Below are 15,219 nucleotides of genomic sequence, written 5' to 3'. Positions count from 1 at the left end.
ATTCAGCGTTGTTCGATTGGCACGAACTTGCGCTGTTCGACGCCGGTGTATTCGGCGCTCGGGCGGATGATGCGGTTGTTGGCGCGTTGTTCGTACACGTGCGCTGCCCAGCCGGTCAGGCGCGAGCAAACGAAAATCGGTGTGAACAACTTGGTCGGAATGCCCATGAAGTGATACGCCGAGGCATGGTAGAAGTCGGCGTTCGGGAACAGTTTTTTCTGCTCCCACATGGTCTTGTCGATGGCTTCGGAAACCGGGAACAACACGGTGTCGCCCACTTCGTCAGCGAGTTTTTTCGACCAGCCCTTGATCACCTCGTTGCGCGGATCGTTGTCTTTGTAGATCGCGTGACCGAAGCCCATGATCTTATCCTTGCGCTCGAGCATGCCGAGGGTGCCTTTGACGGCGTCTTCCGGCGAGCTGAAGCGTTCGATCATTTCCATCGCAGCTTCGTTGGCGCCGCCGTGCAGTGGACCACGCAGGGAGCCGATGGCAGCGGTGATGCAGGAATACAGATCGGACAAGGTCGACGCGCAAACACGTGCGGTGAAGGTCGAAGCGTTGAACTCGTGCTCTGCGTACAGGATCAGCGAAACGTTCATCACCTTGACGTGCAACTCGCTCGGCTTCTTGCCGTGCAGCAGGTGCAGGAAGTGACCGCCAATGGACTGCTCGTCGCTCACGCAATCGATGCGCTTGCCTTCGTGGCTGAAGCGATACCAGTAGGTCATGATCGCCGGGAACGCGGCCAGCAGACGGTCGGTCTTGTCGTGTTGCTCGGAGAAGTCTTTCTCAGGCTCCAGGTTGCCGAGGAACGAGCAACCCGTGCGCATCACGTCCATCGGGTGGGCGTCAGCGGGGATGCGCTCCAGCACTTCTTTCAGTGCTTGCGGCAGGTCGCGCAGTTTGCTCAGCTTGGCGATGTAATCGTTCAGTTGCGCCTTGGTCGGCAGCTCGCCGTAGAGCAGCAGGTAAGCGACTTCTTCAAACTGCGCGTCTGCCGCCAGTTCGCGAACGTCGTAACCGCGATAGGTCAGACCTGCACCCGACTGGCCCACGGTGGACAGTGCGGTTTGCCCGGCAACCTGGCCACGGAGCCCGGCGCCACTGAGTACTTTTGCTTCGGCCATTTCTGCCTCCAGTATTTTTTGAATTTGTTTAGGAATCGGCAAATTTTGAATCATCAGGTTGTTCGGGTGATGCCGAAAAGATCGCAGCCTCGCTCCGCTCGACAGCTCCTACAGAAGCGCGGTTGACAACATCCCTGTAGGAGCTGTCGAGTGCAACGAGGCTGCGATCTTTTGATCCTTACTTCTTCGCAGCAAACAACGCATCGAGCTTCTGCTCGAAGGTGTGGTAGTCGATGCGATCGTAAAGCTCCATGCGAGTCTGCATGGTGTCGATGACGTTCTGTTGCGTGCCGTCGCGGCGAATCGCGGTGTAGACGTTTTCCGCGGCCTTGTTCATCGCGCGGAAGGCCGACAGCGGGTACAGCACCAGGGAAACATCGGCGCCAGCCAGTTGTTCGGTGGTGTACAGCGGCGTCGCGCCGAACTCGGTGATGTTGGCCAGGATTGGCGCTTTCACGCGGTTGGCGAACAGCTTGTACATGTCCAGCTCAGTGATAGCTTCCGGGAAAATCATGTCGGCGCCCGCCTCGATGCACGCCGCAGCGCGATCCAGTGCCGACTCCAGGCCTTCCACCGCCAGGGCGTCGGTGCGCGCCATGATCACGAAGCTGTCATCGGTGCGCGCATCAACGGCCGCTTTGATGCGGTCGACCATTTCCTGCAGAGAGACAATTTCCTTGTTTGGACGATGACCACAACGCTTGGCGCCGACCTGGTCTTCGATGTGGATCGCTGCGGCGCCGAACTTGATCATCGACTTCACGGTGCGCGCCACGTTGAACGCCGAGGAACCGAAACCGGTGTCCACGTCCACCAGCAGCGGCAGATCGCAAACGTCGGTGATACGGCGCACGTCGGTCAGCACATCATCCAGGCCGGTAATGCCCAGGTCAGGCACGCCCAGGGAGCCGGCAGCCACCCCGCCACCCGACAGGTAAATCGCTTTGAAACCGGCGCGCTTGGCCAGCAATGCGTGGTTGGCGTTGATCGCGCCAACGACTTGCAGCGGATGCTCGCTGGCGACCGCATCGCGGAAACGCTGGCCTGGAGTGCTCTTGTTGGAACTCATGACTCACCTCGTTCTGTGGCTGTCGGGTTAGCGCCGTCCTGGTAGTGACGGGCGATATTGCGTTTGGAGGCGCCGATGTGACGGCGCATCAACAACTCGGCCAGTTCACCGTCACGGTCGGCGATGGCGTCGAGAATTCTGTGGTGTTCGGCGAACGCCTGCCGCGGACGGTTGGGCGTGGTGGAGAACTGGATGCGGTACATGCGCACCAACTGATAGAGCTCGCCGCACAGCATCTGGGTCAGGGTGCGGTTACCGCTGCCCTGAATGATTCGGTAGTGAAAGTCGAAATCGCCCTCCTGCTGGTAATAGCCGACACCGGCTTGAAACGCTGCGTCGCGTTCGTGGGTTTCCAGCACCCGGCGCAGTTCGTCGATTTCTTCGCCGCTCATGCGCTCGGCGGCCAGCCGGCACGCCATGCCTTCCAGGGATTCGCGGATTTCGTAGAGCTCCACCAGCTCGGCGTGGTTGAGCGACACCACTCTTGCCCCGACATGCGGTATGCGCACCAGCAGGCGCTGGCCTTCCAGGCGGTGGATGGCCTCGCGCAGCGGGCCGCGGCTGATGCCGTAGGTGCGCGCCAGCTCTGGCTCGGAGATTTTGCTACCGGGGGCAATTTCGCCCTTGACGATGGCCGCCTGAATGCGTCGGAAGACGTTCTCGGAGAGCGTCTCCGAATCGTCTTGAGCCATGACCGGGGGATCGAGTTGATCCAGCATATTGTCGACACCTTGAAAGCGGATGCCGCAAAAACTAGCGAAAACAGGACTAACAGTCAAAGGAAAAATACAGATTGTCGACAATCGTCTAATAAACGCCTCTAGCATGCCAAACCGGCACAAGGAAGGTTATAGCCCCCTGCCAGCGGTGGCGCCATAAAACCACCGTGCTAGAATGCCGCCCGCATTTGTTTGTGACATCTGCACTGCCTGTCATCATTGGCTGACAGGCATACGAGGGAGCTTGCGCAGCGATGCCAGGGCCTTGAATCGAAACACGGACCGCTGCGCACCAGGATTTATGAGACTCAAGCCCTTCCCGACATTCCTTTATCTTCTTTGCCTGCCCGGTTTCGCTGTGGCAGGGGAAAAAACTGTGTACGGCCTTAATGAATACGCGTCTCTGGATGGCATCAACCTGGAAGTCGCCGCCAAACTCGACACCGGCGCGAAAACCGCCTCATTAAGTGCCCGCGACATCAAGCGCTTCAAACGCAATGGCGAGTCGTGGGTGCGCTTTTACCTGGCCATCGATGCCGCGCATTCGCACCCGATCGAGCGACCGCTGGCACGCGTCAGCAAGATCAAGCGACGCGCCGGCGACTACGACCCCGAAGAGGGCAAGAAGTACACCGCTCGTCCGGTGATCGAGCTGGATATCTGCATGGGCTCGGCTTTACGCAGCATCGAAGTGAACCTAACCGACCGCAGCGCCTTCCAATACCCGCTCTTGATCGGCTCCGAAGCCCTGAAGCGCTTCGATGCGCTGGTCGATCCCAGTCTTAAATACGCTGCTGGCAAACCCGCCTGCGCCACCGACGCACATACCGCAGAGTAATTCCAATGCGCTCTCTTACCCTCCATCTGAAAATGCTGATCGCCATCCTGGTGGTGCTGGGCATTTCAGTTACGGCCTATCAGATTTTCGTGCTCGGCATTCCCGTGACCGAAGACGCCACCGACGACTTGTGGAACATCGACGCCAAGGTCGAGTTCGTCGCCAGTGCCAAAGACCCGGTCAAGATCCAGATGTTCGTGCCGCCGCTGAGCCGCGATTACGTCAGCCTCAACGAGAGCTTTATCTCCAATAACTACGGCGTGGCCGTGAACCGTGTCGACGGTAACCGCAAGGTCACCTGGTCGGCACGCCGGGCCAAGGGCAACCAGACGCTGTATTACCGCCTGGTGCTGACCAAGCGTTACACCGGTGAGAAAGCCAAGATCAAAGGCCCGACGTTCCGCGACAGCATCGTGGTGGAAGGTCCGGAAAAAATCGCCGCCGAGGCCCTGCTCGCGCCGATTCGCCAGCACTCGGCCGACGTCGAAACCTTCATCGGCGAAGCGATCAAGCGGGTCAACAACGTTAATGACGACAACGTGAAACTGCTGCTGGGCGGCGATCCGTCCACCGTGCACAAGGCGCGCATCGTCGAATTGCTGCTGTCCATCGCCCATGTGCCGATAGAAAAAGTCCATACCATTCGCCTGGTGGCTGACCAACCGCAAACCCCTGAGCTGTGGCTGCGCAGCTTCAACGGCACCGATTGGCTTTACTTCAACCCGGAAACCGGCGAACAGGGCCTGCCGACTGACCGCCTGCTGTGGTGGACCGGTGACGAAAACCTGATCACCGTCGATGGCGGCAAAAAAGCCAACGTGACGTTCAGCCTGAACAACAGTGAAATGAACGCCATTCGCCTGGCCAAGCTGACGGACGAAAACACCGACGCCAACTTCCTCGAGTACTCGCTGTACGGCCTGCCGCTGCAGACCCAGCAAACGTTCATGATCATGGTGATGATCCCGATCGGTGTGCTGGTGATCCTGATCCTGCGCAACCTGATCGGCCTGCAGACCCTGGGTACCTTTACCCCGGTGCTGATTGCCCTCGCCTTCCGGGAGACGCAGCTCGGCTTCGGGATCGTGCTGTTCACCATCATCACGGCGCTGGGGCTGTCGCTGCGTTCCTACCTTGAGCACCTGAAGCTGCAGATGTTGCCGAGGCTGTCCGTGGTCCTGACGTTTGTGGTGGTGCTGATCGCGGCCATCAGCCTGTTCAGCCACAAGCTCGGACTCGAACGCGGGCTGTCGGTGGCGTTGTTCCCGATGGTGATCCTGACCATGACCATTGAGCGCCTGTCGATCACCTGGGAAGAACGTGGCGGCGGTCATGCCATGAAAGTGGCGATCGGCACGCTGTTCGCCGCTTCCCTGGCGCACCTGATCATGAGCGTGCCGGAACTGGTGTACTTCGTGTTCACCTTCCCGGCGATCCTGCTGATCCTGGTGGGCTTCATGCTGGCGATGGGTCGCTATCGCGGCTACCGCCTGACTGAACTGGTGCGTTTCAAGGCGTTCCTGAAGAAGGCTGACGCCTGATGTTCGGTTTCTGGAAGACCTGGAAAGCCCTGGAAGCCCGGGGCATCATGGGGATCAATCGGCGCAACGCGGACTATGTGCTCAAGTACAACAAGCGCAGCCTGTACCCGATTGTCGATGACAAGATCATCACCAAGGAACGCGCCACCGCTGCCGGCATCCATGTGCCGGAACTGTATGGCGTGATTTCCACCGAGAAAGAAATCGACAAGCTCGACGAGATCATCGGCGGACGCAGCGACTTCGTGATCAAGCCGGCCCAAGGCGCAGGCGGTGACGGCATCATTGTGATTGCCGACCGCTTCGAGGGCCGCTATCGCACGGTGTCCGGCAAAATCATCAGTCATGAGGAAATCGAGCACCATGTCTCCAGCATCCTCACCGGCCTGTACTCCTTGGGTGGCCACCGTGACCGTGCGCTGATCGAATACCGGGTGATCCCGGACCAGATCTTCAAGAGCATCAGCTACGAAGGCGTGCCGGATATCCGCATCATCGTGCTGATGGGCTATCCGGTCATGGCCATGCTGCGCCTGCCAACGCGCCAGTCCGGCGGCAAGGCCAACCTGCACCAGGGCGCCATCGGCGTGGGTGTCGACCTCGCCACCGGCCTGACCTTGCGCGGTACCTGGCTGAACAACATCATCACCAAACACCCCGACACCACCAACGCGGTGGACGGCGTGCAACTGCCCTACTGGGACGGTTTCATGAAGCTCGCGGCCGGCTGCTATGAGCTGTGCGGGCTGGGTTACATCGGTGTGGACATGGTGCTTGACCAGGAAAAGGGTCCGCTGATTCTTGAGCTGAATGCCCGGCCTGGGTTGAACATTCAGATTGCCAACGATTGCGGCCTGACGCTGCGCACCCATGCGGTCGAGGCGCGGCTGGAAGACCTGAAGGCCCGCGGTGTGACCGAGACGGTTGAAGAGCGGGTTGCGTTCGTTCAGGAGATGTTTGGGCATATTCCGCCGGTTGAAGGTTGACCAGGATACTGTGGTGAGGGGATTTATCCCCGCTGGGCTGCGCAGCAGCCGCAAGATCAGACTGCCGGATGTGACTGGAGAACTTAGGGGGCCGCTTCGCAGCCCAACGGGGCGGTGCGACGTTTCGCTAAATCCCCTCGCCACAGGTGTCGTTAGCCGCTCCTGAGGTGTCTTTTCCCGACATCCCCTCTAGGAGCAACTCCCCGAGGGGACTACAATCGCCACCCCGCCTCGCTGGCTGATCTGCCCCTCCCATGTTGACCTGTTCCGTACACTCGCTGCCCTATTGCGCCAACCCCGCCGAGTACTTCGCGGTGATTCGTCACGCCCCCGGTGCCGTGCTGCTCGACAGTGGCCGGCCCATCGCTGATCGCGGTCGCTATGACCTGCTCAGCGCCTGGCCGCTGGAAGAATTGGCGGTGCGGCCTGACGAAAGCGGCAGCGATTTCCTGCAACGCCTGCGCGACCAGCTGGCACAACTCGGTGAAGCGACTGTCCCTCTGGACCTGCCCTTCGCCGGGGGCCTGATCGGTTACCTCAGTTACGACTTCGGCCGGCACCTGGAAATCCTTCCAAGCCAGGCACAGGACGACCTGAACCTGCCCGACGCGCGTTTTGGTGTGTACGCATGGGCGCTGATCAGTGACCACGATTGCGCGACCAGTCAGCTGGTGTTTCACCCGAAACTGGACGAGACCGAGCGCCAACGGCTGATCACACTGTTCAGCCAGCCTGCGGCTCATGCCGTCGAGCCATTCAAGCTAAACGGCCCGATGAGCGCCGACCTGAGTGCTGATGAATATCGCCAGGCGCTGGCGCGCATCCAGCACTACATCCAGGCCGGTGACTGCTACCAGGTCAACTTCGCCCAGCGGTTCCGGGCACAGTGCTCAGGTGATCCATGGGCGGCGTACTGCGCGTTACGCGCGGCCTGTCCGACGCCTTTTTCCGGGTTCCAGAGCCTGCCCGACGGCGGTGCGGTCCTCAGTCTGTCCCCAGAACGCTTCGTGAAAGTCAGTGAACGCCAGGTTGAAACCCGCCCGATCAAAGGCACCCGTCCACGGGGCCTGACTGCAGCTGAAGACGCGGCGAATGCCGCCGAGCTACTGGCCAGCCCCAAGGACCGGGCAGAGAACCTGATGATCGTCGACCTGCTACGCAACGACCTCGGACGGACCTGTCGCATCGGCTCGGTGCGGGTGCCGGAGTTGTTCAGCCTGGAAAGCTACCCGAACGTGCACCACCTGGTGAGCAGCGTCACCGGTGATCTGGCGGACGATCGGGATGCGCTGGACTTGATTGCCGGCAGCTTTCCCGGCGGCTCGATCACCGGCGCGCCGAAAATTCGCGCGATGCAGATCATCGACGAGCTGGAGCCCACCCGGCGCGGGTTGTACTGCGGTTCTTTGTTGTACCTGGACGTGCGTGGCGAGATGGACAGCTCCATCGCGATTCGCAGTTTGTTGGTCAAGGATGGACAGGTATGTTGCTGGGGCGGTGGCGGGATCGTCGCGGATTCGCAGTGGGAAGCGGAGTATCAAGAGTCGATTACCAAGGTGAAGGTGCTGCTCGACACCCTGCAGAACCTCTAGCTTTCCTGATCATTCCCACGCTCCGCGTGGGAACGATCAGCGGCCGTAATTACAGGCTGAGCGCCCGGTTGGAAGCCTTGATGAATTCCTGCTTCAGCTCTTCAAAGGTATGCACCGCCGGGAACTGCGGGAACTCGCGAATCACATTATCCGGCGCATGGAACAGTATCCCCGCGTCCGCCTCACCCAGCATGGTGGTGTCGTTGTACGAATCCCCCGCCGCGATCACGCGATAGTAGAGACTCTTGAAGGCCAGGACCGACTGGCGCTTGGGGTCTCTCTGACGCAACTGGTAGCTCGTCACCCGACCGGTATCGTCGGTAATCAAACGATGACAGAGCAAGGTCGGGAAGCCCAATTGACGCATCAGCGGCTGGGAGAACTCGTAAAACGTATCCGACAGAATCACCACCTGAAAGCGTTCACGCAGCCAGTTGACGAACTCGACGGCGCCGTCCAGCGGCTTGAGCGTGGCGATCACTTCCTGGATATCGGAAAGCTTGAGGCCGTGCTCGTCGAGAATCCGCAAGCGCTGCTTCATCAGCACGTCGTAGTCGGGAATGTCCCGGGTAGTGGCCTTGAGGGATTCAATCCCGGTTTTTTCGGCGAAGGCGATCCAGATTTCCGGGACCAATACACCTTCAAGATCCAGACAGGCAATTTCCACAAGACACTCCCATTTGTATTGTTTATTGAGTCGAGCGAGTAAAAAGACTGCCGAACTCTAGCGACTCGCACGGGCCGGCGCAACGCAGAGGGCGCGCCAGCGACTGCAGGATTTTGTTACCATCTGGCCCATATAGAGCGCCCAGCGCCACCGACCTGTAGGAAGCCGCCCTGATGAGCCCATCGTTCGATGTCGTGGAACTCGCCACGACCTATGCCAATAAATCTGCACAGGACATCCTGAAACTCGCGTTCGCCGAGTTTGGCGATGACCTGTGGATATCTTTCAGCGGTGCCGAAGACGTGGTGCTGGTGGACATGGCCTGGAAGCTGAACAAAAACGTCAAAGTGTTCAGCCTCGACACCGGCCGCTTGCACCCCGAGACCTACCGTTTTATCGATCAGGTGCGCGAGCACTACAAGATCGAGATCGAGCTGGTCTCGCCGGACTACACGAAACTTGAACCGTTCGTGAAGGAAAAAGGCCTGTTCAGCTTCTACAAGGATGGCCATGGCGAATGCTGCGGCATCCGCAAGATCGAGCCGCTGCGGCGCAAACTGTCTGGCGTGACCGCCTGGGCGACCGGCCAGCGTCGCGATCAGAGCCCCGGCACCCGCAGCGCTGTCGCCGTAATGGAAATCGATACCGCGTTCTCCACCCCGGAACGCACCCTGTACAAATTCAACCCGCTGGCGCAAATGACCAGCGAAGAGATCTGGGGCTACATCCGCATGCTTGAGCTGCCATACAACAGCCTGCATGAACGCGGATTTATCAGCATCGGCTGCGAACCCTGCACCCGCCCGGTCCTGCCGAACCAGCACGAGCGAGAAGGTCGCTGGTGGTGGGAAGAAGCGACGCAGAAAGAATGCGGATTGCATGCCGGTAACATCATCAGCAAGTCCAAGGCGTAATCTGCGAACCCTGCGAGACTGAAAATGTGTACACAAGAATGTCACCATCGGTGCCATTTATGTGTGCACTTTTTGTTTTAGCGCCCTGAAAAGTTACATCCCTCCTGGCTAACCTCCTCCACAACCTTTTCTCTTCCCCCGCACCGCAAAAATAAATACCTGTTCAATCGGTCAATTTATTTCTCTTTTATTTCCTGCATTTATCGAAAACAGATAACAAAACGAAATTACAACTACGTTTGATAGATCGCTAACTGGCATAGATCTGGCTTGAGTGCATACATGTTTTGTATACAACACAAATCAAAACATACACACACTTTAGATCCGCACGCCTGAAGCGCCCTATCCCGTACAGGCTGCAGATGCCCCGTAACCAATGATGCTTATCGCCCGCGACGAAGATTTGTCGAGCCAACGCTCAAGCACAGTCATCGCGACGCCAAGCTTCAGGAGCCTGCCGGAATGCGTACTAGCCTCTTAAACAAGAACATCGCGCTGGATCTACCCTCCTCTCACCCCACTACCGTTCCCCACGATCAGACGTTTCAGAACCCGGTCGTGCTAAGCCCGCGCTTGCACAACAAGGACCTCGCCCCGACCAAGGCCGAAGGTCGACGCTGGGGTCGCTACAGTATTTTCGCCCTGTGGACCAATGACGTGCACAACATTGCCAACTATTCCTTCGCCATCGGGCTGTATGCATTGGGGCTGGGCGGCTGGCAGATTTTGTTGTCCCTGGGTATCGGCGCGGCGCTTGTGTACAGCTTCATGAACCTCTCCGGCTACATGGGCCAGAAAACCGGTGTGCCGTTTCCGGTGATCAGCCGTATCAGTTTCGGCATTCACGGGGCGCAGATTCCTGCATTGATCCGCGCCGTTATCGCCATCGCCTGGTTCGGAATTCAGACGTACCTGGCGTCGGTGGTCTTGCGTGTGTTGCTGACCGCCGTACACCCTGGCTTCGCCGACTACGATCACAACCTGTTCCTCGGCCTCTCGAGTCTGGGCTGGGTGTGCTTCGTCGCGATCTGGTTGGTGCAACTGGGCATTCTGGCTTACGGCATGGAGATGGTTCGACGCTACGAGGCGTTCGCCGGGCCAGTGATTCTGCTGACGGTCGCAGCGCTGGCGGCGTGGATGTACACCCAGGCCGACGCGACCATTGCCTGGTCCGTCCGCGAGCCTCTGACCGGCAGCGAGATGTGGCGCAACATCTTCGCCGGCGGTGCACTGTGGCTGGCCATCTACGGCACGCTGATCCTCAACTTCTGCGACTTCGCCCGCTCCTCGCCCTGCCGCAAGACCATCAAGGTAGGAAACTTCTGGGGATTGCCGGTGAATATTCTGGTGTTCGCGGCCATCACCGTCCTGCTCTGCGGCGCGCAATTCCAAATCAATGGCCGGATCATCGAAAGCCCGACCGAGATCATCGCCTCGATCCCCAACACCTTCTTCCTGGTGCTCGGCTGCCTGGCGTTCCTGATCGTGACCGTGGCGGTCAACATCATGGCCAACTTCGTGGCCCCGGCGTTCGTGCTGAGCAACCTGGCACCTAAATACCTGACCTTTCGCCGTGCCGGATTGATCAGCGCGACCATCGCCGTGCTGATCCTGCCGTGGAACCTCTATAACAGCCCGCTGGTGATCGTGTACTTCCTCTCTGGCCTGGGCGCCCTGCTCGGCCCGCTGTACGGGGTGATCATGGTCGACTACTGGCTTGTACGAAAAGGTCAGGTCAACGTGCCGCAGTTGTACAGCGAAGACCCCAACGGCGCTTATTACTACAGCCGCGGCGTCAATTTACGCGCGGTCGCGGCGTTTATTCCTGCGGCACTGATCGCCATCGTGCTGGCGCTGGTACCGGGATTCCACAGCGTGTCGCCCTTCTCCTGGCTGATCGGTGCCGGGATCGCCGGAATACTCTACCTGATCATCGCCAAACGTCAGCCTCATTACGCCGACGTCAGTGGTGAATCCATCGCGGTCGACAACGCCAGCCACTAAATCCCCGGCGGCCCGGCAGCCTCGGGCCGCAGAACTGCCCCGCTTTAAGGACTTCTCATGCGAATTCTCGTGGTCAACGTCAACACTACCGAATCCATCACCCAGGCCATTGCGCGCTCGGCGCAGTCCGTGGCCGCGCCGGGTACTGAAATCATCGGCCTGACCCCGTATTTCGGTGCCGACTCGGTCGAGGGCAATTTCGAGAGTTACCTCGCAGCCATCGCTGTCATGGACCGGGTGATGTCCTACGACGAACCCTTCGATGCAGTGATCCAGGCCGGTTACGGCGAGCACGGTCGCGAAGGGTTGCAGGAATTGCTCAACGTACCGGTGGTGGACATCACCGACGCGGCGGCGAGTACTGCGATGTTCCTCGGCCATGCCTATTCGGTGGTCACCACCCTCGACCGCACCGTGCCGCTGATCGAGGATCGGTTGAAACTGTCGGGGCTCTGGGACCGCTGCGCATCCGTACGGGCCAGTGGTTTGGCGGTCCTGGAGCTGGAGCACGAACCGCAACGGGCGCTGGAAGCTATCGTGCATCAGGCCGAATTGGCGGTCACTCAAGACAAGGCTGAAGTGATCTGCCTGGGCTGCGGCGGCATGGCCGGGCTGGATGAGCAGATTCGCCGACGCACCGGCGTGCCCGTGATTGATGGCGTGACGGCGGCGGTGACCATTGCCGAATCTTTGGTGCGATTGGGGTTGTCGACGTCGAAGGTGCGGACTTATGCCACGCCGCGGCCGAAAACCATCATAGGCTGGCCGGGGCGGTTTGCTCGGTAGACCGCGTGATCGTTCATCGCTAGCAGGCTAGCTCCCACACTGGATCTGCGGCGTCCACAAATCCCCTGTGGGAACTACCGCACTGGATCTGCGGCGTCCACAAATCCCCTGTGGGAGCTACCGCACTGGATCTGCGGCGTCCACAAATCCCCTGTGGGAGCTACCGCACTGGATCTGCGGCGTTCACAAATCCCCTGTGGGAGCTACCGCACTGGATCTGCGGCGTTCACAAATCCCCTGTGGGAGCTAGCCTGCTGGCGATGGCGGCGCCTCGGTCCCAAGAATTGCTCAAACCGCGCTAAACCGTTGCCCCAACCCCAGCGCCGTAAACTGCTCGATCACAAAATCGACAAACGCCCGGGTCTTGCCCGGTAGCAGTTTGTGCTCCGCGTAATAGATAGAGATATTGCCATCATCGACGTACCAATCCGGCAACACCCGCCGCAAGGTACCTGCCTCCAGGTACCCGATGGCAAACGGCATGCTCACCAGGGCGATGCCCAGTCCCTGGGTCGCCGTGGCGCATGCGGCCTCCGAATCGCTCATCGTCATTCGCGCCTTGAGCGTCAGCGGGCTGTGTTGCTGGGTGCGACTGGTCAACTGCCATGAGCGCACGCGACCTGTTTGCGGTGAACGAATCAGGATGCCTTCGTGCTGTTCAAGATCATCAGGCTCGCCAATCAATTCATGCGCATCCAGGTAGTCGGCTGAGGCCACCAGCACCCGATGGGCCGGGGTCAGCTTGCGCGCCACCACCCCCTGCGGCAGCTCGAAGCCGCCACCTATTGCCGCATCGAATCCCTGGCCGATCAGATCGACCTGACGGTTATCGAAATGCCAGTCCGGATTAATCGCCGGAAAGCGTCGCAAAAACTCACCCAGCATCGGCACGATGTACAGCCGACCGAACACGGTGCCCATGCTGACTTTCAGCGTGCCGGCCAGGCGTCCTTCGGCACTGGCAAGATTGGCGACGGCGTTCTGGATGGTGTGCAAACTGGCGCTGACTTCGCCGAGAAACAGATGACCGGCCTCGGTCAATGTCAGGCTTCGGGTGCTGCGCTGGAACAACCGCACACCCAGCCGCGCTTCAAGCTTGGCGACACTTTTGCCCACTGCCGCCGGGGTCAGGCTCAAGCGTCGAGCGGCTTCGGCAAAGCTGCCGACCTCGGCGCTGCGCACGAAGCATTCGATACTGCTGAAGGTTTCCATAAGCACCACTATAAACTTCTGGTTTACACAGACTATCGCAATTACCGTCTACTCAGACTGTAATCAAGAATCGATACTAGGCTCCATCAACCGAGGCATCTCGCCTCGGGACTTTGGAGATCGACATGACTACTCAGAACCTCAGCGGCAAAGTGGCGTTGATTCAAGGCGGGTCTCGCGGCATCGGCGCAGCCATCGTCAAACGCCTGGCCGCTGAAGGCGCGACCGTTGCCTTCACTTACGTAAGCTCCACCGCAAAAGCCGAAGAATTGCAAAACAGCCTCACGGCCAACGGCGGCAAGGCCCTGGCCATCAAAGCCGACAGCGCCGATGCCGACGCCATTCGCAGCGCTGTCGACCAGACCGTCAAAGCCTTTGGCCGCCTGGACATTCTGGTCAACAACGCCGGCGTGCTGGCAGTTGCGCCGCTGGAAGATTTCAAACTTGAAGACTTCGACCAAACCCTGGCCATCAACGTGCGCAGCGTGTTCATTGCCACGCAGGCCGCCGCCAAACACATGACCGAAGGCGGTCGCATCATCAACATCGGCAGCACCAACGCCGACCGCATGCCCTTCGCCGGTGGCGGTCCCTACGCGATGAGCAAATCGGCACTGGTCGGGCTGACCAAAGGCCTGGCTCGCGACCTTGGTCCACGGGGCATCACCATCAACAACGTGCAACCAGGCCCGGTGGACACTGACATGAACCCGGCCAGCGGCGACTTCGCTGAAAGCCTGATCCCGTTGATGGCAGTGGGCCGTTACGGCAAAGCGGATGAAATCGCCAGTTTCGTCGCTTACCTGGTGGGACCTGAAGCGGGCTACATCACCGGTGCCAGCCTGACCATCGACGGTGGTTTCGGCGCCTGATACGGGTCGGTCAAACGCAAATCAAATGTGGGAGCGAGCCTGCTCGCGATGAGGGAGTATCAGCCGACGTCAATCTCGCCTGATACACCGCTTTCGCGAGCAAGCTTTGCTCCCACAATTGATTGGACATCAAGCCCACTCAAGCGCCGGCAAACCACAGTCAGCGGGTCTGAAAGCCTTCAACGTACGAAGAATCCCGTCGGCGTGTGCGTATTTTTCATCGGCCATCGCCGCATCCGGAATCGCAATGGCGCTCATCCCCGCCGCTTTCGCCGCGGTGACACCGAAGGGCGAATCCTCGAACACCAGGCAATCCTCCGGTGCGACCCCCAAGCGGCGCGCCGCGGTCAGGAAAATGTCCGGCGCCGGTTTGGCTGCGCCGACTTCCGGGTCATCGGCCGTCACGATGAAATCGAACAGTTCAAACCAGTCACGGTGCAGGGTGGTTTTCTGGCCAAACGACTGACGCGAAGAGCTGGTGCCCACCGCGATAGGAATGTTGTTGGCCTTCAAATGCCGAACCAGTTCCTGTGCACCCGGCATCGCCAGCGCGGTCGGAAAACGCTCGCGCATCAGCGGCTCGCGAATCTTTAGAAACTCTTCGGCGGTAATCGGCAGATCGAGCGCCTCGACCACATAACGCGCCAGATCACCCGCGCCACGGCCAATGATGTTCTGTTTGACGCTCCAATCGAAAGTACGGCCATAACGCTGGGCGATGATGGACGTGACTTCGGTGTAAATACCCTCGGTGTCCAGCAGCAAGCCGTCCATATCGAAAATCACGGCCTTGATCGGGCCGATGTCGTTCAGCGGTGCATTCATCGCATCTGATCCGTTTTCAATGACATCCCAATGCGGCAAACGTACGGCCGGATCCGGATTT

The 15,219-nt window shown here is 59.6% G+C and carries 14 protein-coding genes; 8 read left to right on the top strand and 6 right to left on the bottom strand.

The window, feature by feature from the left end; all coding sequences use genetic code 11:
- Nucleotides 1-2 precede the first annotated feature (2 nt).
- The 3 genes from prpC to AC3ZVB_RS02110 form a co-directional block, all read right to left on the bottom strand.
- On the bottom strand, nt 3-1,130 hold the full coding sequence (gene prpC / locus AC3ZVB_RS02120; protein WP_490145649.1) for a bifunctional 2-methylcitrate synthase/citrate synthase: 1,128 nt from the start codon (nt 1,128-1,130) through the stop codon (nt 3-5).
- Nucleotides 1,131-1,308: 178 nt separating this feature from the next.
- Nucleotides 1,309-2,199: a methylisocitrate lyase gene (gene prpB / locus AC3ZVB_RS02115; protein WP_162438309.1), complete on the bottom strand. Its 891-nt coding sequence runs from the start codon at nt 2,197-2,199 to the stop codon at nt 1,309-1,311.
- Complete coding sequence (locus tag AC3ZVB_RS02110; protein ID WP_490145648.1) at nt 2,196-2,918, bottom strand: GntR family transcriptional regulator; 723 nt, start codon at nt 2,916-2,918, stop codon at nt 2,196-2,198. The genes prpB and AC3ZVB_RS02110 overlap by 4 nt, the downstream gene beginning before the upstream one ends.
- 301 nt (nt 2,919-3,219) lie before the next feature.
- On the opposite strand from AC3ZVB_RS02110, the gene rloA reads away from it, so the two are divergent.
- From rloA to pabB, 4 genes are all read left to right on the top strand, one after another.
- On the top strand, nt 3,220-3,756 hold the full coding sequence (gene rloA, locus AC3ZVB_RS02105; RefSeq protein ID WP_194690532.1) for a retropepsin-like aspartic peptidase RloA: 537 nt from the start codon (nt 3,220-3,222) through the stop codon (nt 3,754-3,756).
- A gap of 5 nt (nt 3,757-3,761) precedes the next feature.
- A complete protein-coding gene (gene rloB / locus AC3ZVB_RS02100) occupies nt 3,762-5,297 on the top strand; it encodes an osmotic stress tolerance membrane protein RloB (RefSeq protein WP_162438306.1) in 1,536 nt (511 codons plus the stop codon).
- Nucleotides 5,297-6,283 (top strand): alpha-L-glutamate ligase-like protein, encoded by a 987-nt coding sequence (locus tag AC3ZVB_RS02095; RefSeq protein ID WP_490145647.1) that lies wholly within the window; start codon nt 5,297-5,299, stop codon nt 6,281-6,283. Before rloB ends, AC3ZVB_RS02095 begins: the two co-directional genes overlap by 1 nt.
- A gap of 254 nt (nt 6,284-6,537) precedes the next feature.
- Nucleotides 6,538-7,875, top strand: coding sequence for an aminodeoxychorismate synthase component I (gene pabB / locus AC3ZVB_RS02090; protein ID WP_490145646.1), 1,338 nt, complete (start codon nt 6,538-6,540; stop codon nt 7,873-7,875).
- A 49-nt stretch (nt 7,876-7,924) separates the two neighbouring features.
- On the opposite strand, the gene thrH is transcribed toward pabB, so the two are convergent.
- Nucleotides 7,925-8,542: a bifunctional phosphoserine phosphatase/homoserine phosphotransferase ThrH gene (thrH, locus tag AC3ZVB_RS02085; RefSeq protein ID WP_194690534.1), complete on the bottom strand. Its 618-nt coding sequence runs from the start codon at nt 8,540-8,542 to the stop codon at nt 7,925-7,927.
- Nucleotides 8,543-8,715: 173 nt separating this feature from the next.
- Between thrH and AC3ZVB_RS02080 the strand changes: the two genes are divergently transcribed.
- The 3 genes from AC3ZVB_RS02080 (at nt 8,716) to AC3ZVB_RS02070 (ending at nt 12,249) form a co-directional block, all read left to right on the top strand.
- Nucleotides 8,716-9,456: a phosphoadenylyl-sulfate reductase gene (locus AC3ZVB_RS02080; protein ID WP_150764346.1), complete on the top strand. Its 741-nt coding sequence runs from the start codon at nt 8,716-8,718 to the stop codon at nt 9,454-9,456.
- Between the two features lie 465 nt (nt 9,457-9,921).
- A complete protein-coding gene (locus AC3ZVB_RS02075) occupies nt 9,922-11,463 on the top strand; it encodes an NCS1 family nucleobase:cation symporter-1 (protein ID WP_490145645.1) in 1,542 nt (513 codons plus the stop codon).
- A gap of 57 nt (nt 11,464-11,520) precedes the next feature.
- Nucleotides 11,521-12,249 carry an aspartate/glutamate racemase family protein gene (locus AC3ZVB_RS02070; RefSeq protein WP_194690536.1) on the top strand — a complete coding sequence of 243 codons (729 nt, stop codon included), beginning with the start codon at nt 11,521-11,523 and terminating at the stop codon, nt 12,247-12,249.
- A gap of 288 nt (nt 12,250-12,537) precedes the next feature.
- Here the strand turns inward: AC3ZVB_RS02070 and AC3ZVB_RS02065 are convergent, their stop codons facing one another.
- Entirely contained in the window at nt 12,538-13,461 is a 924-nt protein-coding gene (locus AC3ZVB_RS02065) for a LysR family transcriptional regulator (protein ID WP_490145644.1), read from the bottom strand.
- A 125-nt stretch (nt 13,462-13,586) separates the two neighbouring features.
- Here AC3ZVB_RS02065 and AC3ZVB_RS02060 point away from each other — a divergent pair, with 125 nt between their 5' ends.
- Nucleotides 13,587-14,333 carry a 3-oxoacyl-ACP reductase family protein gene (locus tag AC3ZVB_RS02060; RefSeq protein ID WP_162438299.1) on the top strand — a complete coding sequence of 249 codons (747 nt, stop codon included), beginning with the start codon at nt 13,587-13,589 and terminating at the stop codon, nt 14,331-14,333.
- A gap of 129 nt (nt 14,334-14,462) precedes the next feature.
- Here AC3ZVB_RS02060 and AC3ZVB_RS02055 read toward each other — a convergent pair whose 3' ends face one another.
- Entirely contained in the window at nt 14,463-15,158 is a 696-nt protein-coding gene (locus AC3ZVB_RS02055; protein WP_194690538.1) for an HAD-IA family hydrolase, read from the bottom strand.
- Nucleotides 15,159-15,219: the final 61 nt, after the last annotated feature.

It is taken from the genome of Pseudomonas sp. MDV22-iso1 (assembly GCF_058145095.1).
This window is presented reverse-complemented; position numbering and strand designations above follow the sequence as displayed.

Bases quoted from the DNA above. Each gene is read 5' to 3' on its own strand.
- rloA (WP_194690532.1), top strand. From the start codon at position 3,220: ATGAGACTCAAGCCCTTCCCGACATTCCTTTATCTTCTTTGCCTGCCC.
- AC3ZVB_RS02070 (WP_194690536.1), top strand. From the start codon at position 11,521: ATGCGAATTCTCGTGGTCAACGTCAACACTACCGAATCCATCACCCAG.
- rloB (WP_162438306.1), top strand. From the start codon at position 3,762: ATGCGCTCTCTTACCCTCCATCTGAAAATGCTGATCGCCATCCTGGTG.
- pabB (WP_490145646.1), top strand. From the start codon at position 6,538: ATGTTGACCTGTTCCGTACACTCGCTGCCCTATTGCGCCAACCCCGCC.
- AC3ZVB_RS02060 (WP_162438299.1), top strand. From the start codon at position 13,587: ATGACTACTCAGAACCTCAGCGGCAAAGTGGCGTTGATTCAAGGCGGG.
- prpB (WP_162438309.1), bottom strand. From the start codon at position 2,199: ATGAGTTCCAACAAGAGCACTCCAGGCCAGCGTTTCCGCGATGCGGTC.
- AC3ZVB_RS02080 (WP_150764346.1), top strand. From the start codon at position 8,716: ATGAGCCCATCGTTCGATGTCGTGGAACTCGCCACGACCTATGCCAAT.
- AC3ZVB_RS02055 (WP_194690538.1), bottom strand. From the start codon at position 15,158: ATGAATGCACCGCTGAACGACATCGGCCCGATCAAGGCCGTGATTTTC.
- AC3ZVB_RS02095 (WP_490145647.1), top strand. From the start codon at position 5,297: ATGTTCGGTTTCTGGAAGACCTGGAAAGCCCTGGAAGCCCGGGGCATC.
- AC3ZVB_RS02110 (WP_490145648.1), bottom strand. From the start codon at position 2,918: ATGCTGGATCAACTCGATCCCCCGGTCATGGCTCAAGACGATTCGGAG.
- AC3ZVB_RS02065 (WP_490145644.1), bottom strand. From the start codon at position 13,461: ATGGAAACCTTCAGCAGTATCGAATGCTTCGTGCGCAGCGCCGAGGTC.
- prpC (WP_490145649.1), bottom strand. From the start codon at position 1,130: ATGGCCGAAGCAAAAGTACTCAGTGGCGCCGGGCTCCGTGGCCAGGTT.
- AC3ZVB_RS02075 (WP_490145645.1), top strand. From the start codon at position 9,922: ATGCGTACTAGCCTCTTAAACAAGAACATCGCGCTGGATCTACCCTCC.